The sequence below is a fragment of the Paenibacillus sp. FSL H7-689 genome (assembly GCF_000517905.1).
Taxonomy (GTDB): Bacteria; Bacillota; Bacilli; order Paenibacillales; family Paenibacillaceae; genus Paenibacillus; species Paenibacillus amylolyticus.
On sequence record NZ_ASPU01000007.1, the window covers coordinates 119,360 to 143,184 of the forward strand.

A 23,825-nucleotide genomic window follows, 5' to 3' on the forward strand; every position below is an offset into this window, starting at 1 on the left:
CATTTTAGACTGGATTTACAAGAATCCAGATGAAGGGATGGCTATACGATATGAATTTGTCTGATATAGGCGCTGTACGTCATACATTGAACTTAAATGGAACATGGCAGTTTTGTTTGGATCTGGAGTCCGATATACTCGTTGAACAAGAGATATTACCGCCTTCACAGTGTAAAAATACATCATGGGAGACCATTCAGATTCCCGGTTCATGGGAAGAGCAAGGATACGGAGATGAGCCTGAATACGAAAGGCTCGATACTTGGACCAAGGTACGCGAATTTGAAGGCTCAGCCTGGTATGCTCAGGATGTTCATGTTCCATCAGACGATCCTGGATGCCACTATGTATTCAGATTGGAAGGTGTCCGATGGACAACGTATCTCTGGATCAATGGACAGTATGCCGGGCAGCAGGATAGTCTGGTGAATCAACAGAAGTGGGATGTTACCTCTCTGGTGAAGCAGGGAGAAGTGAATCGTGTGGAGATCCGCGTGGACAATACGATGAAACTTCCGCTGGCGGGTAGCCATATTCATTCATTGCATACGGCCACAGCCTGGGGTGGCATCACGGGTGGTGTTTATCTGGACAGTCTGCCCCCATGCCGATTACAGACGTTACGTATTCAACCAGATGCTGAAACTGGAACTCTTCTGATTGATTGTACTGTAAGCGCTCCCGCAGATGATTCCGCTAGATCGATGCAATTACATGTGGATATCCAGCAACCGGACGGCACCTGGCTTGATCGATATAGTTGTAATGTGAATCTGAGTGATCCATCACATGTGGATATAAGCTCACCAGGTTTAACTGAAAGTAACGCTGTAATAACTCAGTGGCGATTGGAACTTGGAACAGAAAAGTCTATCGCAAGATGGTCGGATGAATCTCCTGAATTATACAAGGCTATGATCCGTCTCTATGACGGTGAACGGGAACTGGATCGGCTGGAGCAATCGTTTGGTGTACGTTCCTTTGCAACAAACGGGAAGCAGCTTGAACTGAATGGGATACCAGTATATTTGCGTGGATACGTCGATTGCTGTATCTTTCCACTGACGGGTTATCCCGTCTGGGACAAGGAGCATTATCTTCAGCAATTTCGAATCGCCAGATCGTATGGCTTCAATCATGTCCGACTGCATGGGTGGAGCGCGCCGGAGCCTTTCTGGGATGCTGCTGATGAAGCGGGCATGCTGGTGCAGGCTGAACTTCCCCATTGGTCTCGTTTCTTTGAGCAATCGGATCAGTCTGCGCCAGTTGAAGTATTGTCCTATCTGACACAAGAACTGGACGGGTTGCTTCAGTCGCTGCATAGACATCCTTCATTCGTCATGTTCTCCATGGGGAATGAACTTATTGGTCCGAATGGCCACCCAGAACTCAATGCATTGGTCTCAAGGGCAAGGGATATGGACCCGACCCGGTTATATACGGACAATACAGGTTTTGGACAGCTTCCGGCGCAAGGGCGGGAAGGTGATTATTATATTCAGTCGTTGAACTGGCATCCCCCGTTGGAATCCGCATATTCTGCTGTGCCGGATACCACGCTGGACTATCATGCAGTCACTCGGCTCGCGGAGCATCCCGTCATTGGGCACGAACATGCACAGTACACCATGTATGTGCGGCCCCAAGAGCGAGCGAAGTATACTGGCGTATTGCGTCCTAGCTGGTTACGACCGATCGAAGAATCGTTAACAAACAAAGGCATGATCGAGGATCTGGAGCATTTTCAACAGGTCAGTGGTACCCATCTGGTACGTTCCTTAAAAGAAGCCATGGAGCGGATTCGGCGAACACCGGACGCTGCGGGCGTACAACTTCTGGACATTCGCGATTTTCCAGGACAGGGACATGCTACGACGGGCATTCTGGATGTGTTTTGGGATGACAAAGGCATTACAACACCAGAAGAATTCATGTGTTTCAACGCAGATGTGGTGCTGTTGTTAAGCTGCAAAGAGCGTACATTTTACGCCGGAGAATCCATTCATGTCGATGTACGCATCTCTCACTACGGTAAGGAGCCGCTTGAGGACGCGGTCATTCAGTGGAGGTTAATAAGCAATGATGTGATACTTAATGAAGGGGAATGGAAGACCGGAAATATCCAATGTGGGTCTGTCATATCACTGGGAAGTATCGTCGCTACCGCTCCTCATGAAGGGGCAGCAGCTTTTCGGATCGAGGCGGAGCTGATATCAGGCGATTTGGAAAGAACTGTAGCGAATGTATGGCATGGCTGGTCGTTTCCTTTTTATCAGTCTCATCCGAGTTCGAATCGGTTCTGGAATACCGTGGCAGAGTTGAAGCCATTCCTAGGTGAAGCGCATGATGATTGCGTAGATCGCATCGATGGATTCCAGTTGTTGAAAAATCGGGAGATTGACTTGGTTATCGTTCAGTCGTTAACACCCAATGTCGTTGATTATGTGGTCAACGGGGGAAGTGTTTGGCTACAGCCAACCGCAGAAGGGTTATATGATTCAGTGGAGACCAAGTATCTGCCTGTATTCTGGAATTACCTGATGTTTGCTACGCAGCCTGGTGCAACGATGGGCATGTATCTGAGAGATCGGCTAGCACTACTAGGCACCTTCCCGCATGATGGGGCTTCGGACTGGCATTGGTATCACTTGGTGAACGGTACACCAGCGATATGTTTGGATACGTTGCCCGGGGTTGAGCCGCTGATCGAAGTGCTGGACCATTTCCATCGGGCCAAACGACTCGCTTATGCCTTTGAGGCAAAAGTAGGGAAGGGCAAGATTTTGGTATCCTCACTTCCGTTTGCCAATCTGGCTGTAATGAAGCGTCCGGAAGCCGCCTACTTATTTAAGGAGATACTTGCCTATCTGAATGGAGATCAATTCCGTCCAGCAACCTCCATATCCGTAGCGCAACTACTCGGCATCGTTAAACTGCAAACCATTCAATTTACATTGTAATCATAGGGACCCGAAAGGGTCCTTTTTGCATGACATGTAGTTGAAGTAAACGATTACTATAAAACGTTTTCGATATTTACCACTTCCAATAGTATTTTACCTTAATATTACTTTTATATCATTTAAAAGTATAATTTATCACTGATTTTAACGAATTAATGTCTGATTATATATGTCTATATCTAATTTTTATATGATTTTCTCTAAAATCCAGATGGTATTTTGAAAACGCTCTATCGAGTATGATTATTTTATAAAACAGAGGAGGGGGAACGGAGATGGAAACGCTAACAAAAAAATCCGCTTCCGCGAACAGAAGCAGTGACCCCAAACCGCCTTTAAAGAATCGGCGGAACGGAATTTGGGACAGAATGAAACAGCAGAAATATCTCTATCTCATGTCATTGCCATTCGTAGCTTGGGTTTTCGTATTTAACTATCTGCCACTATGGGGATGGACGATGGCTTTCCAAAATTATAAACCTGCCAGATCATTTGGTGATCAAGAGTGGGTTGGTTTTAAACACTTTGTAGAGCTGTTCAGTGATGATCGTTTCTATCTGGTACTTCGTAATACGCTTGCAATGAGCTTGATGGGACTAGTTGTCGGTTTTATCGTACCGATATTCTTCGCTATTCTCCTGAATGAAATGAGAGGCATGTTCTTCAAACGTGCCGTGCAAACGGTATCATATCTGCCTCACTTTGTATCCTGGGTTGTTGTAGCCGGGATCATTACGAAGATGCTCTCCACCGATGGAGGGATTATCAATGATCTATTGGTAGGACTGAACATTATCGATCAGCCAATCCAATTCATGGCCAAGGGGAACTTGTTCTGGTACATTGTAACCGCTTCAGATATGTGGAAGGAAACCGGTTGGAATGCCATCATCTATCTGGCGGCGATTACAGGTATCGACAATGAGTTGTATGAAGCTTCCCGTGTAGATGGAGCCAACCGCTGGAGACAGATGTGGCATATTACGCTGCCTGGCATACGGACCACGATTTCTGTACTTTTCATCATGTCGATTGGACATCTTATCAGTATCGGTTTCGAGAAGCAGTTCTTGCTTGGCAACAGTCTGGTCACAGACTACTCGGAAGTACTTGATCTATACGCGCTCAATTATGGTTTGAATATGGGACGATTCTCGTATGGTACAGCCATAGGTATATTCAACTCCGTTGTCAGTATCATCCTTCTGTTTACTGCGAACGGCTTGTTCAAAAAATTCACAAAAGAAAGCATCATGTAGGGAGGGGACGACATTATGGCGAACAAAGCATTCAATGCTACTCGGGGCGATAAACTGTTCGATATATTCAACATCCTCGCGATGACCATGGTGCTGGTTGTAACACTTTATCCATTCCTTAACGTACTAGCCATCTCACTCAATAACTCGACAGATACAGTACGTGGCGGAATTTACTTGTGGCCTCGCGAATTCACATTACAGAACTACAAAACGATTTTCCAATATGATGGATTGTTACAAGGTTTGCAGATCTCCATTCTGCGTACACTTGTAGGTACCGTGCTCGGATTGATCAGTTCATCCATGATCGCCTTTACACTGAGCAGACCTGATTTTGGACTTAGAAAATTTGTTTCCACAACGCTCGCGCTCACGATGTATTTCTCCGGTGGTCTGATTCCGGTGTACATTCTGATGCGTGACTTGAACCTGATCGGTACATTCTGGGTATATGTATTGCCTGGCATGATCAGTGCATTTAACGTGTTCATTATCCGTTCATTCATTGATGGCCTGCCATACTCATTGCAGGAATCCGCGAAGCTGGACGGAGCGAATGACTTTACAATCTATTACAGAATCATCTTGCCACTGTGTAAACCAGTGCTTGCTACCATCGCATTGTTCCTGGCTGTAGGTCAATGGAATGCGTGGTTCGATACGTACCTGTATAATGGTTCAAAGGCACATTTGACCACGCTCCAATATGAGCTGATGAAAGTATTGCAAAGTACACAGCAGGGCTCAGGTGCTGGACGAAATGCCAATGATATGGCGCAGCAAATGACACAGATTTCACCGGAATCGATCAAAATGGCGATTACGATCGTTGTAACGGTTCCAATCCTCATTGTATATCCATTCCTTCAGAAGTACTTTGTTGGTGGTATGACACTGGGCGCAGTAAAAGGTTAAACAATTGGGTACAGGCTGCCACATAGAGCGGCCGTACATCTACAAATGAAGCATCAGGATACCCGAAGCGCAGCCATGTGGTCTGCGCTTCACCGTATAGGGCTGCGGTGTGGTATTCATGAAGCTATAGACAGGGACAAAAAAGTCCCGGATAAGACAGACATATGAAACAGGGAGGATTACCATTATGGCAAGTTCCAAAATGAAGATTGCACTGGCACCAGTGCTTGCAATGTCTTTACTCGCAGGTTGCGGTGGAGGAAGCGGCAGTGATACGTCGTTCAAGGATACAAGCGCAGAGACAACTCCACTTACTTTTGATTTCTTCAGCGTTGACCCCAGTCCGAACTGGAATGGCATGAAGGATGAAGTAGGTAAAGTCCTTACGGAAAAAACAGGGATAACCCTTAACGGTGAATTTGCCGTTAGTGGTGGTCAAGATAAAATATCCTTAATGGCGGCGAGCGGAGACTATCCGGATATTGTCTCCCCCAAAGGAGAACTCAGCAAACTGGTGGATGCCGGAGCAATGCTCGATCTGACAGATCTGATCGACCAATATGCTCCCAATCTGAAGAAGCTGTATGGTAATTACATGGACCGGTTGAAATACAGTAATGAAGATCAGGCTATTTATGTGCTGCCAACGTATTATGCGGTAGACCAAAAGTACTTTGATGCAGGTGGTGGATTTGGCATTCAGCACCGTGTACTGAAAGAACTCGGATACCCGGAAGTACGTACACTTCAGGATTACGAGAATGTATTGAAGGCGTACAAAGAGAAACACCCAACGATTGATGGTCAGCCAACGATCCCGTTAACACTGGACGCGGATGATTGGAGAATCATGATTACTGTAACGAACCCTGCCTTCCAGGCAACAGGAGCTCCGGATGATGGTGAATACTATATCGATCCAGAGACGTATGAAGCAAGTCTGCATTACAAACGTCCAGAGGAAAAAGAGTACTTCCGCTGGTTGAACCATATGTACAACACTGGATTGCTGGATCAGGACAGCTTTATCCAGAAAACAGACCAATACAAATCCAAAATTGCAAGTGGACGTGTTCTGGGTGTCATTGACCAGGATTGGGGTTATTCCGATGCAGAAAATGCATTGAAATCCGCTGGTAAGACTGAAGCAACGTATTCACACTTCCCGGTAACCCTGTCCGAGGATATCAAGGATCATGCCTACCAAGACCCTGGTTTTGTATCCGGTTGGGGTGTAGGGATTACAACATCGAATCCTGACCCGGTTCGTACGATCAAATTTTTCGATTACCTGGCTTCTGAAGAAGGGCAAGTGCTGATGAACTGGGGAATTGAGGGCAAACAGTATGAAGTGAAGGACGGCAAACGTGTCATTCCTGCCGACATTCTGGATCAGAAAACCAATAATGCAGCTGTATTCCAGAAAGAAACGGGTATCGGTCTGTACACCAATATGTCTGGTCACTATGGAGACGGTGTGAAGGATTCAACGGATAACTACTACACTACGAATTTCCCTGAACAGATCGTGGCAGCATATTCCGATGCAGAGAAAGAAACACTCAAAGCTTACGGTGCTACGACGTGGAAAGATCTGTTCCCGAGTGAAGATGAGTTCCCAATCAAACCATGGGGAGCAGCATACAATCTGCCAACACCAGGTGATTCCAACTACAACGTCATCTTCAAGAAAACACAGGATATCATTCGGAAACGTATCCCGGAAGCCATTCTGAGTACTCCTGAACAGTTCGATGCGATCTATGACGGCATGATTGCAGAAGTGAACCAAGCAGGAGCAGAGGATATGGAGAAACAATATACAGAACTCGTTCAAAACCGTGTTCAATTGTGGAGCGGTGAAGAGGCTAAATAAACGATTAGCAATTCAGATCTAAAACGAAAAAGAACCCAGAATATTTGGGTTCTTTTTTTATCTAAAACGTTTTCTAAAAAACGTTTTCAATTTTATAAATTCACTATTGACAAGGGATATAGGAGCGATTATTATTCAATTATGAAAGCACTTACATTTGCTTGTACAACACGTGGCATACACCTGAATCTCAAAGTAAACATTTGCAGAATGAAGAGGAAATAAGGCAAGAAGAACATTTTTTTATTTTTAAGAAAACGCTTCTAATGTTATAAAAACAAGAAAATTACATTTGTTTCATCTGGTTACGGTATTTGCAGGTCAACCTGTTATACAAATATACAGCTTCATTAATATCCATAAGGGGGATTACACATGAAGGGCAAAACACCAAAAACATTCGCAATGCTTCTGTTAGCCAGTGCTCTTGCAATTACAGCAGGATGCAGCGGCAGTGGAGGAGGAACTAACGCTTCAGAGAAACCGGTTGATTCCGGAGATACAACCAGTCCAGTGACCTTTACATTCTTTGGTGCAGACGCGAGTCCGAACTGGAATAACATGAAGGATGCTGTCGGTCAAGAAATTACTAAGGCAACGGGAGTTACAATTGAAGCTGAGTATGATGTGAATAATGGCGGTGACCAAAAGATTCCTTTGATGGCTGCCAGTGGTGATTACCCTGATATTATCTATCCTAAAGGCAACTTGTCTAAGCTTGTGGATGCAGGCGCGATGCTGGACCTGACCGATCTAATTGAGGAGCATGCTCCCAACTTGAAAAAAATCTATGGTGATCAGATGAACCGTCTGAAATACAGTTTGGAAGATCAAGCCATTTACACGATCCCGACGAATATGGGTGTAGATAACGTTGAGTTTGACGCTAGGGGCGGATTCGAAATTCAACAAAGAGTATTGAAAGAGCTTGGCTACCCTGAAGTAAAAACGCTTGAGGACTACGAGAACGTACTGAGAACGTATTATGAAAAACATCCAACGATTGATGGTCAACCGACGATTCCGTTAACATTGAATGCAGATGACTGGAAAATTATGATTACGGTAACGAACCCTGCATTCCAAGCTACGGGTGGACCGGATGATGGTGAGTATTATATTAATCCTGAGACCTATGAAGCCGTTCTACACTACAAACGCCCTGAAGAAAAGGAATATTTCCGTTGGTTGAACAAAATGTACAATGAGGGTCTGCTTGACAAAGATACATTTGTTCAAAAGGATGACCAATACAAATCCAAAATTGCCAGTGGCCGTGTACTTGGTCTAATTGACCAAGAGTGGAACTATGGTGAGGCGGAGAATGCTTTGAAATCATCTAACGGTGGAGACAAAACATATGCCCACTTCTCCGTATCCCTGAACAAGGATATTGTGGATCATACGTTCCAACCGACAGGATTTGACGGTTATGGTATCGGAATCACAACTTCGGCCAAAGATCCGGTACGTATTATCAAATTCATGGATTGGCTTGCTTCCGATGAAGGTCAGGTCCTGAGAAACTGGGGCGTTGAAGGCCAACATTACCAAGTCGAGAATGGGAAACGCATCATTCCGGCTGACGTACAGGATCGCAAAACCAATGATAACTCTGCTTTTACCAAAGAATCAGGCGTAGGCATGTATAACATATTTAGCGCCAGATACGGTGATGGTGTGAAAGATGCCACGGATAACTACTATACAACGAACTTCCCTGAACAGATTCAAGCTGGTTACACTGCCGCTGAGAAGGAAACGTTGAAAGCCTATGGTATTACAACATGGAAAGATTTCTATCCTTCCGACGATGATCTGAAGCTGAAAGATTGGGGTGCAGCATACAACATGCCTGTACCATCTGACACGGATTACAACGTAACGTTCCAGAAAACACAGGATATTGTACGTAAACGTATTCCAGAAGCGATCCTTGCCAAACCTGAGAACTTCGACAGCGTATATGATAGTCTTCTGGCTGAACTCGATAAAGCGGGTGCAGTGGAGATGGAGAAACAATACACGGTTTGGATCAAAGAACGTGTAGCTCTTTGGACTGGAAAAGATGTGAAATAAGCTTGAAAACCAAGCATTAAAGTTAAGGATTTTCATAGCAAAAAAAGCCCTTGAGAAAGGGCTTTTTTTATTGTTGACGTGAGGAGATGGATAGCCTATAATCTATCATGTAAGCACTTTCAGTAAGCGGTTTATTCCATTTACGAAAACGTTTTACGTCCGTTAGAAGAAGAATCTTTCTTTTGGCAGAATCGAAACGTCAGCTTCAGTAAATACGTCGGAATGAACGATACCGAAAGCGCATTCAAAAAAGTGGTATCCTCAGGCATAAAGCCTGTTATACAGATAAAACCTTCATAAATAATAGGGGGAACTAGACAATGAGAGGCAAAATGAAAGGCAATACACCCAAGACGTTTGCAATGTTGATGCTCGCAAGTGCAATGTTGGTTACAGCTGGTTGTGGGAATTCGGGAACCAAAGAGACTTCGGAGTCCAGCGGAACCGAACCGATCACAGTTACATTCTTCGGGGCGGATGCTAGTCCGACCTGGAACAAGATGCAAGATGCTGTTGGTAAAAAGATTACGGAGCAAACAGGCGTTACCATTGAAGCAGAGTATGATGTAAACGATGGTGGTAACCAGAAGATTGCACTAATGGCTGCCAGTGGTGACTTTCCTGATATGATCTACCCTAAAGGTAACTTATCTAAGCTTGTGGATGCAGGCGCGATGCTGGATCTCACGGATCTGATTGAGGAGCATGCTCCCAATCTGAAAAAAATCTATGGAGAACAGATGAACCGTTTGAAATACAGTTTGGAAGATCAAGCGATCTATACCATTCCAACCAATATGGGTGTTGATAATGTTACGTTTGACGCTACAGGTGGATTTGAAATTCAGCAAAGAGTATTGAAAGAGCTTGGATACCCTGAAGTGAAGACACTTGAGGATTACGAGAATGTACTTAGAGCCTATTATGAAAAACATCCAACCATTGATGGTCAACCAACCATTCCATTAACATTGAATGCAGATGATTGGAAAATCATGATCACGGTAACGAACCCGGCTTTCCAGGCAACAGGTGCACCGGATGATGGTGAATATTACATTGACCCTGAAACGTATGAAGCCAAATTGCACTACAAACGTCCAGAGGAAAGAGAATATTTCCGCTGGTTGAATAAAATGTACAATGAAGGCCTACTGGACAAAGATGCCTTTGTTCAAAAGGATGACCAATACAAGTCCAAAATTGCCAGTGGCCGTGTCCTCGGTCTGATTGACCAAGAGTGGAACTATCAAGAAGCGGAGAACGCGCTTAAATCATCAGGTAAGGATGATGCCACATACGCTCACTTCTCTGTATCACTTAACGATGAGATTGTGGATCATACGTTCCAACCAGCCGGATTTGACGGTTATGGCATCGGGATTACAACTTCGGCCAAAGATCCAGTGCGTATCATCAAATTCATGGATTGGCTTGCTTCCGATGAAGGACAAGTTCTGAGAAACTGGGGTATCGAAGGTGAACATTACAACGTAGAAGATGGTAAACGAGTGATTCCAGAAGACGTTCAAGACCGCAAAACGAATGACAACTCCAATTTCAGTAAGGAAACAGGAATTGGGATGTATAACATATTTAGCGCAAGATACGGTGATGGTGTAAAAGATTCTACGGATAACTACTACACAACAAACTTCCCTGAGCAGATTGTAGCTGGTTACACGGCTGCAGAGAAAGAAACGCTGAAAGCTTATGGTATCACGACTTGGAAAGAGTTCTATCCGGCTGAAGAAGATCTGCCAGTTAAGGATTGGGGCGCAGCGTATAACATGTCCGTACCTTCCGGTACAGACTATGAGGTAACGTTCCAGAAAACGCAGGATATCATCCGTAAACGGATTCCGGAAGCTGTTCTGACTACACCAGCCAACTTTGATGCAACCTATGATGCTTTACTGGCTGATTTGGACAAAGCGGGTGCAGTTGAAATGGAGAAACAATTTACGGTTTGGGTTAAGGAACGTGTCTCTCTGTGGACAGGAAAAGACGTAAAATAATATGGATTGTCTGTGATCCATGGTTACACAAGGAAGGGGCCCTATATGGGGCCTTTTTTTGTGGAATGATGTGATGATTTGCATTGACGCAAATTTTGAAATCACATATAATTTTATTATTGTAAGCACTTACCGAAAACGTTTTACGTCATGAGGAATATACAGCTGATTCAGGAACAGGAGCTAATCATGTCCCAACACAATAAACAAACTAAAATCAATCGTCTTTGGTATCAACAACCGGCAAAACGCTGGGAAGAAGCATTGCCCATCGGAAACGGCCGTCTTGGAGGCATGGTGTACGGTGGCGCAGCAGATGAACGAATTCAGCTCAATGAAGATACATTATGGTCAGGGTTTCCACGGGATACGATTCAATACAGCAGTCAGCGGTATTTGAAGCAGACGCGAGAGTTGATCATGTCTGGGCAGTATGGTGAAGCTGAGGATTTGTTGAACCGTGAAATGCTTGGTCGTGATGTAGAGGCCTACCAGCCGATGGGTCATTTTTTATTGCACCATGAGGGTCTGGATGATCCTTCATATGATGCATTTGAACGGGAGCTTGATCTGGAATCGGGTATTGCAACCACAACCTACTCATTGGAAGGAACTCAATACGTACGTGAAGTGTATTCCAGTGCTTCGGATGATCTAATGGTCTGCACATTAACTGCTGATCAGAAGGACGCTGTGAGTGTAAGTATTACGCTAGACAGTCTCCATCCTTATCGCGTTGAGACTTCGGGAGATGCTCTAACCATGTTTAGTCGGTGCCCAAGTCATGTGGAGTCCAATTACTTCAGGGATCACCCGGAATCCGTCCTCTATGAAGAGGATCGGGGGACGGCTTATGCTGTCCGTGTAGCGTTTACGGCATCTGGTGATCAGGTGAAGGTCTCCAATCTGGAAGGCAAGTTACATATTCAGGGTGCTGATCAGGTTGTGTTTTATCTGGCAGCAGCTACGTCCTTTGAAAGTTATGATGTTTTGCCTGTGAAGGACCATCTTGTATTGGAAGAGGAATGCAAGGAGATGATCTCCAAAGCGACCACACATGGCGCGGAAGCGCTTGGTGACCGACATATTCAGGATCATAGCGCGTTGTTTAACAGAGTCTCTATTGATTTAGGGGTATCGGCTAACGCCGAATTATCTACAGATGAGCGGCTGCAGGCTTATCAGACAGGGCAACAAGACCCTGGACTGGAGGCACTTTATTTTCAATATGGAAGATATCTGTTAATGGCTAGTTCGCGTCCGGGCAGCCAGCCTGCCAACCTGCAGGGAATCTGGAACCATCAGGTAGAGCCGCCATGGCATAGTGATTACACAATCAATATCAACACGGAGATGAATTACTGGCCGGCAGAAGTCTGCAATCTTAGTGAGTGTCATGAGCCGCTGTTTGATATGCTGACCGATCTCAGTGATACAGGACGAAGAACGGCGCGGATTCTGTATGGAGCCCGTGGATGGACTGCCCATCATAACGTGGATATCTGGAGAACCTCTACACCGACAGGCGGAGATGCAAGCTGGGCTTTTTGGCCGATGGGTGGTGTGTGGCTGACCTCGCATCTATGGGAGCATTACCAATTTACCGGGGATCAGCGTTTTCTTGAGGAACGTGCGTATCCCATCATGAAAGAGGCGGCGCTGTTCTGTCTCGATTGGCTGGTGGAAGGGCCCGATGGTTATCTGGTTACGATTCCATCCACTTCACCAGAGAACAAGTTTCTCACAGATGCTGGGGAGGCACGCAGTATATCCATGGCTTCAACGATGGATATGACGTTAATTCGTGAACTGTTCAGCCGCTGTATTGAGGCCTCGAAGCAACTAAATATAGATGAGTCGTTGGCAAGCGAGTGGAGTGAGGCTCTGGAGAAACTCTATCCATTCCGAATTGGAATCGAAGGACAATTGCTGGAGTGGTTTAAGGATTTTGCCGAATCCGAGCCAGGGCATCGTCACGTCTCCCATCTGTATGGACTGTATCCGGGAGAGCAGATCAATCGAGTACACACACCGGAATTGGTAGAAGCAGCACGGGTATCACTTGAACGTCGTATCTCACAAGGTGGCGGGCATACAGGATGGAGCTGTGCATGGTTGATCAATCTGTATGCACGACTACTGGATAGCAGCCAGGCACATCAGTTTGTGCGCACGTTGCTGGCCCGGTCCACACATCCGAATCTGTTTGATGACCATCCGCCGTTCCAGATCGATGGTAACTTTGGAGGCACGGCTGGCATGGCCGAGATGTTGTTGCAGAGCCACTTGAACGAGTTACATTTACTTCCGGCATTGCCTGACCTCTGGACTCAAGGTCGTGTTGAAGGGCTTCGTGCAAGAGGTGGTTATACGGTAGCAATAACGTGGACGGACAACAAGCTTGTGTCAGCGGTTATTAAGGCAGATCGAAATGAGTCGTTGACCCTTCGCAGTGCTTATCCGCTGCGAGTGGAAGGACATGAACAAGCCAAGGCAGAGCTTACGCCTCAGGGCGATTATGTAATTATTTTAACCATGACCGCAGGACAGACGATCCGCGTGTCATCATGAGACGGAGGAGTAAACCATGACGATTTTTAAATTTCCGCAAGATTTTCGCTGGGGTACAGCAACAGCTTCCTATCAAATAGAAGGAGCGGCACAGGAAGGTGGACGCGGGGTATCCATCTGGGATACGTTTGCGCGCACACCTGGCAAGGTATATAACGGAGACAATGGGGATGTCGCATGTGACAGTTACCACCGTTACGAGGAAGACATCGAACTGATGAAGAAACTCGGGATTAATACGTACCGGTTCTCCATTGCGTGGCCGCGCATTATTCCTGACGGAGATGGAGAGATCAATCGGGAAGGACTGGACTTCTACCACCGCTTCGTGGATGCATTGATCGAGGCTGGAATTGAACCGTTCCTCACACTGTATCACTGGGATCTTCCGCAAACGCTGGAGGATGACGGGGGCTGGGGTAACCGCAGAACTGTGGATGCTTTTGTGAAATATGCCGAAGTGATCTTCAAAGAATTCTCTGGCAAAATCAACTTCTGGCTGACATTCAACGAACCATGGTGTATCGCGTTCCTGTCGAACCTTCTCGGGATTCATGCGCCAGGAAACAAAGACCTGCAAACTTCAATCAATGTTGCTCATGGATTGCTGGTTGCTCATGGTAAAGCTGTTCAATCTTTCCGTCGCTTGGGAACAACCGGTCAGATTGGTATTGCTCCGAACGTGTGCTGGGCTGAGCCGTACAGCAAATCCCCCGAGGACCAAGCTGCGTGTGACCGATCAATTGCGCTTAATACCGATTGGTTCCTTGATCCAATCTACAAAGGTTCATATCCGCAGTTTATGGTGGATTGGTTCGCAGAAGCGGGGGCTACTGTGCCAATTCAGGAAGGCGATATGGAGATTATCTCGCAACCAATCGATCTGCTCGGCATTAACTATTACACGATGGGCATCAATCGCTTCAATCCGGAGGCAGGTGCTCTGCAATCGGAAGAAGTTGATATGGGCCTCACCAAAACTGATATTGGCTGGCCTGTGGAATCACGTGGTTTGTATGAATTTATGCATTACTTGCAAAAGTACGGCAATGTGGATGTATATATCACAGAGAATGGTGCCTGCATCAATGATGACCTGGAGAACGGGAAGATTAACGATGATCGCCGGATTTCATATTATGAGCAGCATTTGGCCCAAATTCACCGCATCATTAATGACGGGATTAACCTGAAAGGGTACATGGCATGGTCACTGATGGATAATTTCGAGTGGGCAGAAGGCTACCGAATGCGTTTTGGTCTTGTTCATATGGACTATCGTTCACTCGTGAGAACACCGAAGGAGAGTTATTACTGGTATCAGAGCGTCATCAAGAATAATTGGTTGGAGACACGGAACGAACATAATCCCCAATAGTTTGGGTGGCAGGTTTTAAGGGTAGAGCAGGTCCACATTATATATGGTTCCCTTATTAAAGCTGAGAACGACGGTAACATTGGAGTATTCCAATGTGCCGTCTTTTTTTTTTGTTTTTACCGTTGGAAATGAGTAGTTCATAAAGGTTTCATAAGGTCAAGTGCAGTTCCTGTTATGAAGAGACGTTTTTTGGGTTATAAGAAGTATGAAAGAATTTAATAATGTTTTGTCAATGGTCGAAATGAAAATAAAGTGTCCAAATTGCGAATAAAATTTGAACATTTGTTGACTAAAAATCATACTGATGTGGTATATTGGTATAAGGAAAGCACTTACAAAAAGGGAAAAGGAAGTGTTTACTATGGCATCGAAGACAGCAATGGTCAGCCAATTGGAGCGCAAAGACAAAAATATGCGGCGCGCCGTCTTGACGATGACAGTTCTGGCATGGGTCGCACTCATTACGGGAGTGATCATGTGTCTGATCAATCTGAACGAATTTAATGATCGTAATCTTGGCTTGATGGTTGGTATTGGATTCCTTGTAGGTAGTGTGTTTATTTACGTTATTGCCAAAGCGATTGGCCTTGTTCATACACGCCGGGAAGACGAAGGCGCCGATTGATTATAATCCTGCGTTAATTCGTTCATAATAAGACTGGATAAGTTCCCGGAATCCAGTCAATAAAGCCCTTTGCGGATTCGTTGACACTGTTCAACGGGACTGCAAAGGGTTTTATTTTGTGACTTGATGTGTAAAGATTACGAAGTACAAATATCAAGCATGCAAGCGATTTGTGAGAAAAAATTCACACATTTAAGGTGTAAAATCGACAAATTTGTTAACAAGAACAAAAAAGTTGTTCATTTCTGATATCTTTAGTAGGAAGAGAGTAGTATACTGATTTTTCAGTATGAGCGAATTTAAGGAGAGGGGATCAAAATGAACAAGAAACCTAGGTCGCTAATCCGGATTATCATTCCGGTTGTCCTGACGTTGGTTACAATTGCATTGATTGTCTGGCCAATGCTGGCAGGCGGACAGTACGTTGTTCTGGATCCGAAGGGGCCAATTGGCGCTTCGCAGAGAGATTTGATTGTCATCTCGACAATTTTGTGTGCTGTCATTATTGTGCCAGTACTCATTTTGGCTGCCGTAATCGTATGGCGTTACCGTGAGAAACCGGACAACAAAGCAGCATATGAACCTAACTGGGCTCATAGCACCAAAGCGGAGGTTGTATGGTGGACCATTCCAATTATTATTATTGGAATACTTGCAATTGTAACGATTCGTTACACGTATGTTTTGGAACCTTCGAAGCCGTTGGCTCACGAGAAAGCACCAATTACCATCCAAGTGTCTTCACTGGACTGGAAATGGCTGTTTATGTATCCAGAACAAGGAATTGCAACGGTTAATACGTTGAATATTCCGGCAGACCGGCCCGTGAAATTTGAACTCACTGCGGATTCACCGATGAACTCATTCTGGATTCCGCAACTTGGAGGACAGATTTATACGATGTCGGGTATGGCGATGACCTTGTATCTGCAGGCAGATCATGAAGGCAAGTACTGGGGTTCAGGCGCTAACTTCACAGGTGAGCATTTTGGAGAAATGCGTTTTGATGTGAATGCTACATCGGACGAAGATTTTGACAATTGGGTAGCTGAAGTGAAACAGAGTTCTCAGGCGTTGACTACAGAAGGTTACAAAGCACTGGCTGAGCCAGGCACAAGCAACGTTGCTTATTATTCTGCCTTCCCAGAAGGATTGTTCCAAAATATTGTGACCAAGTATGTAGTAGATGGTCAAAGTGCTCACAGTAAGCATGGAACTTCAAAAGAAGCTTCTGGAGCCATTCAAAATGCAACTGATACGTCCAATCAAGACGAGGACAAGAGTGCTAACTAAAGATTCGAAAGGAGGCCCCCAATGTTAGAGGGACTTAAAGAGTTTGCATCGGAGTTTTTCGTAACCGGTGATCCGCTCATTTATGGTGCGATGGTAGCTATCGGAATTACCATGATTACTATTGTAGCGGTGCTAACTTATTTCAAAAAATGGGGCTGGCTCTGGCGTAACTGGTTAACGACTGTCGATCACAAAAAGATCGGTATCATGTATATCATTGCTTCCATTATCATGTTGTTCCGTGGTGGTGTGGATGCGCTAATGATGCGCCTTCAGCTAGCTATGCCTAACAATGAATTTCTGAATCCTGAGCATTATAATCAGGTCTTCACAACTCACGGTACGATCATGATCTTGTTCATGGCGATGCCATTTATGTTTGGTCTATTTAACGTTATCGTGCCATTACAGATCGGAGCAAGGGACGTTGCGTTCCCGTTCCTGAATGCACTGAGCTTCTGGTTATTCTTCCTGGGAGCAATGCTGTTTAACCTGTCATTCGTTATCGGTGGTTCACCGGATGCAGGATGGCTGAGTTATCCGCCTCTATCGGAGCTGTCACACAGTCCGGGGGTAGGACAGAACTTCTATATATGGGGTATACAGATATCGGGTATCGGTTCCTTGGCTACCGGTATCAACTTCCTGGTTACCATCATTAAAATGCGTGCGCCAGGCATGAGATGGATGAAAATGCCGATGTTCACATGGTCGGTATTCTCCACTTGTATCATTATCTTGTTTGCTTTCCCGATCTTGACCGTGACACTTGCATTGTTATTCCTCGACAGGTTTGCCGGGGCGCATTTCTTCACACTTGATCTGGGCGGTAACCCAATGATGTATATAAACTTGATCTGGATGTGGGGTCACCCTGAGGTATACATTGTCGTCTTGCCGGCATTCGGTGTTTTCTCCGAGATTGTGAGTACCTTCTCACGGAAAAAACTGTTTGGCTACAAATCGATGGTATTCGCGATGTTGATCATCAGCTTCCTGTCCTTCTTCACATGGGCGCATCACTTCTTCACGATGGGTTCCGGAGCAGACGTGAATGCATTCTTCGCCGTAACTACGATGTTGATTGCTATTCCAACAGGGGTTAAGATATTCAACTGGCTGTTTACCATGTATCGAGGAAGGATTCGCATGGCGACTCCGATGATGTGGACACTTGCCTTTATCCCGTGCTTTATTGTCGGGGGTATGACAGGCGTTCTGTTATCCGTTGCTCCTGCTGACTTCCAGTTCCACAACAGTTACTTCCTGATTGCCCACTTCCACCAAGTATTGATCGGTGGAGTTGTCTTCGGATACTTCGCAGGTCTGTACTACTGGTGGCCTAAAATGTTCGGTTTCCAACTCGAAGAGAAACTGGGCAAATGGGCATTCTGGACTTGGAATATTGGTTTCTATGTCTGCTTCATGCCGCAGTACGCTGTCGGTCTAATGGGTATGACACGTCGTCTGAGCACATACGGCTGGGATACTGGCTGGTGGGAACTGAACTTCGTATCCACAATCGGGGCATTCCTGATGGGTGTCGGATTCCTGTTCCAAGTTGCACAAATCGCAGACGGTATTCGCAAATACAAATCACTCAAAGCTTCCGCCGATCCATGGGATGGCCGTACGCTGGAGTGGTCAATTCCTTCACCAGCTCCTGAATACAACTTCGCCGTTACACCGCGCGGAGATGATATTGATGAGTGGTGGGAAGAGAAAGAACGTCGTGCCAAAGGCATCTATCCGCCAGAGCAACCGCTTGAGCCGATTCATATGCCGAAGAACTCTGGAATTCCGTTCATCATGTCTGTCTTCTGGTTCATCGCCGGTTTCGGCTTTGTCTTCGGATGGTTGTGGATGGCAATTCTCGGACTCGCTGGCGTAGGGATCTGTATGATCGCCCGTTCATTCTCATATGATACGGATTATTACATTCCGGTTGACGAAATTAAACGTACCGAAGCGTCGTTAAGGGGGTCGGTATAGATGGCTCAAGCAGCCGCTAAGCACGGTGAGAATCATGCACATGGTCACGACCATGGACATCATGATCCACAGGAAATGAAAATTCTCGGTTTCTGGTTCTTCCTGATTTCCGACGTTATCCTGTTCTCCGTATTGTTCGCAACCTTCATTGTGTTGCGTGACAATACGGCGGGCGGACCGATTTTGTCTGAATTGATCAAAATGCCTGGTGTTATTGCCGAAACGTTTATCTTGCTCACAAGTTCATTTACGAGCGGACTAGCCGTACTGGCGATGAATCAAGGCAAAGTAAAACAATTAATCAGTTGGCTGGCAGTTACAGCCGTTCTGGGTGCAAGCTTTATCGCACTGGAAGTATATGAGTTTATTGAGTTGATTCACGAAGGGTTCAGCTTTACAACGAGTGCTGCTTCTGGCGCATTCTTCACCCTTGTGGGAACTCACGGACTTCACGTATCGCTTGGTCTGATCTGGATGATTGGACTTATGTTACAACTGAAAAAACGTGGTATTACCGATGTTACTCGCGGTAAAATTAACGTCATCAGCTTGTACTGGCACTTCTTGGACGTCGTATGGATTTTCCTCCTGTCGATCGTCTATCTCATGGGGGTGATGTAGATGTCAGAGCACAACTCACATGATTCCCACGGTCATGAGCAACATGGTTCACTGAAGTCTTATGTCATCGGCTTCATTCTGTCCGTCGTTCTGACAATCATTCCACTTGTGGTGGTTCTCAATGATATGATGGAAAGAACAGGAACACTCATTGTTGTTCTTGGCACGGCAGCACTTCAGTTTGTGGTTCAACTCTTCTTCTTCATGCATATCCGTGAAACAGAGAAACCACGCTGGAATGTGATGGCTCTTATCTTCGGTTTGCTGATTATGATGACCATCGTAATTGGTTCGATCTGGATTATGCTTAACAATGCTGTTGCACATTAATTGATATGATGAAAGAGCTTCACGACCTTGGAATTCAAGGTTGTGGGGCTCTTTTTTTTCTAAGCAGAAGTTATCGCATATTTTAATGAAAAAAAAGTTGTATTATATCATAATAAGTCGTTGATGAAATAATTTACCAGTGATACTATTGTTATACACTCTGGAAATATATTCAATATTTTAGTTAGAGCAATTTTAGCAAAATTATTTTAGGAGATGTACTAATGAAAGCAAGGGTAATCCGTTATTATCGTTTTGGCGAACCAAGTGAAGTATTATGTATGGAAGAAAAAGATGTGATACCCCCTGGCCCCGGTGAATTAGCAGTGAGGATGTATGCTCGACCTATTAATCCCTCCGATATTATTCCTGTTCGAGGAGCTTACCCGCATCGTACCCGATTACCAGCTGTTCCCGGGTTTGAGGGTGTGGGGGTGGTAGAAGCAGTAGGGCCGGGAGTTTCCAATCAAATGTTGGGTCGCCGTGTCTTGCCACTAAAAGGTGAGAATACTTGGCAGGACGTCGTGAAGACTTTGGAGCGACATACAATCATTGTGCCGAATGATATCGATGATCACTCAGCAAGTCAGCTCTATATTAATCCGGTTACGGCTTGGTTGATCTGTACAGAGGTGCTTAAGCTTACGTATGGTGATACCCTGATTGTGAATGCAGGGGGATCTGCAATCGGGCGAATCTTTGCACAGATCTCAAAAATCTATGGATTTAAATTGATTGCGCTTACGAGAGATGATCGTCATACTGCTGAACTGTATCGTCTTGGAGCAGCTTCTGTTATCAGTACAACGAAAGAGTTGCTACAGGCTAGAATCACGGAATTAACAGAGGGCTACGGTGCAGATGCAGCCGTGGATTGTATTGGAGGGACAGATGGGGAACAGTTGGTGAGTTGCCTTAAGCCAAATGGCACGGTCATCAGTGTAGGACTGCTTTCGGGGATCACACCGTTATGGCATGAAGTTACCCGGGGAACACAAGTTCATGTGAAACTTTTCTGGTTAAAACATTGGGTGGAACGCTGTACGCAAGAACGCTGGGAACAGGTATTTCATGAGGTAATGGAGTTGGTCAGAGCAGGGAGGCTTGTCATGACAAACATTGGGGCGACGTATGAACTAACGAATGTACAACAGGCTATTGCAACGGCTGAATCGGGTATCGAGGGGAAGGTTCTCTTAATACAGTAGTACATAAGACTTGGAAAAAAGTCTTAATCTCATTATCACATAAATTACTTTTTCAAAAATAAAGGTACACAAAAGATACATAATGAACTAAAATGAACTTATATGAACATTATCAAACTCAATCCCAACTAATTTAAATGACGAAAGGAATGGATTAATAATGGAAAATCGTTATGCTGCACATCCCAATGAAGTGAAAACGTATGATACATCTCGCCTGCGTGAGGAATTTTTGATGGAGCAACTGTTTGCAACCGATGAATTGGTAACGGTTTATTCTCATGTGGATCGTTATATTGTGGGAACGGCTGTACCTGAGAGCAAGGACATTACCCTTGAAGTGAACCTGAAAGATATCGGAACGAACTTTTTCCTGGAGCGTCGTGAAATCGGTATCATTAATGTCGGTGGTCACGGAACAGTGACAGCGGACGGACAAGGTTATGAGATTGGAGCGAAGGAATGTCTCTACATCGGTAGAGGTGTGAAGGAAGTTGTGTTCACAAGCAGTGACAAGGCTCAACCTGCCCAATTCTATTTTGTATCCACACCGGCTCATCACACCTATCCAACAGTTAAAGCAACGCAAGAACAAGCTCAGCCAAATCATCTGGGCAGCATCGAAACATCCAATGAGCGTACGATCTATCGTTACATTCACCAAGGAGAAGGTGGAATTCAGAGTTGTCAGTTGGTGATGGGCATTACCGAACTCGACAAGGGTAACATGTGGAACACGATGCCTGCACATACCCATAACCGCCGTTCCGAAGTATACTTGTACTGGAACTTGCCTGAAGACGGTGTTGTATTCCATATGATGGGTGAGCCAAACGAAACACGTCATCTGGTTGTACGCGACCGTCAGGCGATCATTTCCCCAAGCTGGTCCATTCACAGTGGTGTGGGTACAAGCAATTACACCTTCTGTTGGGCGATGGCTGGTGAGAACCAGACGTTCGAAGATATGGACGGCGTAGCGATGAAAGACCTGAAATAATAAATTACAGATGCCTGAGTTAAATTGACAGGGTAGACGCTAAAAACTCATTCATTTGACTCAGGTAGTATAGGAAGTTGATTATGATGAATCCATTGAAAAGACATGAAAAAATTATGGAGGCTCTGCTGGAACGCCAGGAAGTAACCGTCAGTGATCTGAGTGAGTTGTTGCAGGTGACTGGGAAGACTGTGCGAGAGGATCTCGACAAGTTGGAGAGTATGGGACTGCTCGTACGTGTCCATGGTGGTGCTATGCTGGCTCAGAATGACCAGTACGGCATCTTGAATAGCCGCGGAGTTACCGAGAAGCATCATACGGAGAAGACGGAGATTGCTGAACGTGCCCTTGCTTACATTCGACCTGGAGATATCGTTGCCCTCGATGGTGGCAGCACTACGCTAGAGATGGCCAAACGTCTCGATAATCAACCGCTGACGGTGGTGACTAATGATCTATTCATCATTGCGGAGTTGACCAAAAAGGAGCAAGTGCGACTGGTTGTGCCGGGCGGGGCTCGTGTACGGAATATGTTGGTTGGGGATGATACGGCTGCGTTTATATCCAGTCTTAACATTCATAAAGCCTTTATATCCACGACAGCCCTTCATCCGGAATTTGGATTATCCATATACACGGGAGATCTGGTTTCTCTAAAAAAAGCAATGATATCTGCCTCGCAGCAAGTATACGGCGTTGTGGATCATTATAAATTCGGACAATTTGCACTGCGAACTTTCGCCCAGTGTTCGGAACTGGACTATATTATCAGCGATAGTCGTTTGGATGAAGAGACGGCTGCCTTATACGAGCAGAGCGGTGTCACAGTGGATTATCAAAGTTAACCTCATTCATTATTCATGGCATTAAAGAACGGACGGATCTAAGGATTGCATATCAAAACCATGCGGAGGAATCATTCATGAACCCATTTGATTTAAGCGGACAAGTTGCACTGGTGACAGGTACCTCGGGAGGACTTGGACAAGGGATGGCCATTGGTTTGGCAGAAGCAGGTGCTGATGTGGTGCTGGTCTCGTATTCCAAGCCTGCGGCAACGGCAAGTGCCATTGAAGCACTCGGACGCAAAGCTTATGTGATTGAAGCGGATTTAAGTCGTGAAGATGAGTTGTCGGCTGTGTTCGAACAGGCGCTTGCGTTCCAGGGCAGAATTGACATTCTCGTCAACAATGCCGGAATCATTCGTCGCACACCTGCGGCTGATCATGCAGTGCAGGACTGGCATGATGTAATTGGTCTGAACCTGAACACTGTATTTTTCCTAAGCCAATTGGCAGGCAGACATATGATTGAACGCGGAAGTGGCAAAATCATTAATATTGCATCCATGTTGTCCTATCAAGGTGGGATCAATGTGCCAGGATATACAGCCAGTAAACATGGCGTTGCCGGATTAACCAAAGCACTCGCCAATGAATGGGCAGGTAAAGGAATCCAGATTAACGGTATCGCACCTGGTTATATGGAAACCGATAATACTACCCAGATCCGTGCGGACGAGAATCGGTACCGGGATATTACAGCTCGTATTCCTGCTGGGCGTTGGGGAACACCTGAAGATCTGAAAGGCCCGGTTGTCTTTCTGGCATCTGCCGCTTCGGATTATCTGAATGGTCATGTGCTGAATGTCGATGGCGGCTGGATGGCACGTTAATCGTTTGATAATCGGATTA

17 protein-coding genes are annotated in these 23,825 nt (G+C 45.4%); all 17 read left to right on the forward strand.

Features of this window, described 5'->3' with window-relative positions:
* Nucleotides 1-50 precede the first annotated feature (50 nt).
* The 17 genes from C170_RS04870 to kduD all read left to right on the forward strand — a co-directional run bounded on the left by C170_RS04870 (nt 51) and on the right by kduD (nt 23,806).
* Nucleotides 51-2,960, forward strand: coding sequence for a glycoside hydrolase family 2 protein (locus tag C170_RS04870; RefSeq protein WP_036606889.1), 2,910 nt, complete (start codon nt 51-53; stop codon nt 2,958-2,960).
* A 278-nt stretch (nt 2,961-3,238) separates the two neighbouring features.
* Nucleotides 3,239-4,222, forward strand: a complete 984-nt coding sequence (locus C170_RS04875; RefSeq protein WP_036606891.1) for an ABC transporter permease — start codon at nt 3,239-3,241, stop codon at nt 4,220-4,222.
* A gap of 15 nt (nt 4,223-4,237) precedes the next feature.
* Nucleotides 4,238-5,140, forward strand: coding sequence for a carbohydrate ABC transporter permease (locus C170_RS04880; protein ID WP_036606894.1), 903 nt, complete (start codon nt 4,238-4,240; stop codon nt 5,138-5,140).
* A 187-nt stretch (nt 5,141-5,327) separates the two neighbouring features.
* Nucleotides 5,328-7,016, forward strand: coding sequence for an ABC transporter substrate-binding protein (locus C170_RS04885; protein WP_036606896.1), 1,689 nt, complete (start codon nt 5,328-5,330; stop codon nt 7,014-7,016).
* 375 nt (nt 7,017-7,391) lie between these two features.
* Nucleotides 7,392-9,095: an ABC transporter substrate-binding protein gene (locus C170_RS04890; protein ID WP_036606898.1), complete on the forward strand. Its 1,704-nt coding sequence runs from the start codon at nt 7,392-7,394 to the stop codon at nt 9,093-9,095.
* 320 nt (nt 9,096-9,415) lie between these two features.
* Nucleotides 9,416-11,113 carry an ABC transporter substrate-binding protein gene (locus C170_RS04895; protein ID WP_370511447.1) on the forward strand — a complete coding sequence of 566 codons (1,698 nt, stop codon included), beginning with the start codon at nt 9,416-9,418 and terminating at the stop codon, nt 11,111-11,113.
* Nucleotides 11,114-11,302: 189 nt separating this feature from the next.
* On the forward strand, nt 11,303-13,684 hold the full coding sequence (locus C170_RS04900) for a glycoside hydrolase family 95 protein (protein WP_036606900.1): 2,382 nt from the start codon (nt 11,303-11,305) through the stop codon (nt 13,682-13,684).
* Nucleotides 13,685-13,700: 16 nt separating this feature from the next.
* On the forward strand, nt 13,701-15,062 hold the full coding sequence (locus C170_RS04905; protein WP_036606902.1) for a GH1 family beta-glucosidase: 1,362 nt from the start codon (nt 13,701-13,703) through the stop codon (nt 15,060-15,062).
* 361 nt (nt 15,063-15,423) lie between these two features.
* Entirely contained in the window at nt 15,424-15,687 is a 264-nt protein-coding gene (locus C170_RS04910; RefSeq protein ID WP_036606904.1) for a hypothetical protein, read from the forward strand.
* 318 nt (nt 15,688-16,005) lie between these two features.
* Nucleotides 16,006-16,980, forward strand: a complete 975-nt coding sequence (cyoA, locus tag C170_RS04915) for a ubiquinol oxidase subunit II (RefSeq protein WP_036606906.1) — start codon at nt 16,006-16,008, stop codon at nt 16,978-16,980.
* Nucleotides 16,981-17,001: 21 nt separating this feature from the next.
* A complete protein-coding gene (locus tag C170_RS04920) occupies nt 17,002-18,972 on the forward strand; it encodes a cbb3-type cytochrome c oxidase subunit I (protein WP_036606909.1) in 1,971 nt (656 codons plus the stop codon).
* Nucleotides 18,973-19,593, forward strand: coding sequence for a cytochrome o ubiquinol oxidase subunit III (cyoC, locus tag C170_RS04925; RefSeq protein ID WP_036606911.1), 621 nt, complete (start codon nt 18,973-18,975; stop codon nt 19,591-19,593).
* Complete coding sequence (gene cyoD, locus C170_RS04930; RefSeq protein WP_036606914.1) at nt 19,594-19,923, forward strand: cytochrome o ubiquinol oxidase subunit IV; 330 nt, start codon at nt 19,594-19,596, stop codon at nt 19,921-19,923.
* 224 nt (nt 19,924-20,147) lie between these two features.
* A complete protein-coding gene (locus C170_RS04935; protein WP_036606916.1) occupies nt 20,148-21,131 on the forward strand; it encodes a zinc-dependent alcohol dehydrogenase family protein in 984 nt (327 codons plus the stop codon).
* A 160-nt stretch (nt 21,132-21,291) separates the two neighbouring features.
* Nucleotides 21,292-22,131, forward strand: coding sequence for a 5-dehydro-4-deoxy-D-glucuronate isomerase (gene kduI / locus C170_RS04940; protein WP_036606918.1), 840 nt, complete (start codon nt 21,292-21,294; stop codon nt 22,129-22,131).
* An 86-nt stretch (nt 22,132-22,217) separates the two neighbouring features.
* Nucleotides 22,218-22,976 (forward strand): DeoR/GlpR family DNA-binding transcription regulator, encoded by a 759-nt coding sequence (locus C170_RS04945; protein ID WP_036607086.1) that lies wholly within the window; start codon nt 22,218-22,220, stop codon nt 22,974-22,976.
* Nucleotides 22,977-23,053: 77 nt separating this feature from the next.
* The gene (kduD, locus tag C170_RS04950; protein WP_036606921.1) at nt 23,054-23,806 is read left to right on the forward strand and encodes a 2-dehydro-3-deoxy-D-gluconate 5-dehydrogenase KduD; all 753 of its coding nucleotides are present in this window, start codon (nt 23,054-23,056) and stop codon (nt 23,804-23,806) included.
* Nucleotides 23,807-23,825: the final 19 nt, after the last annotated feature.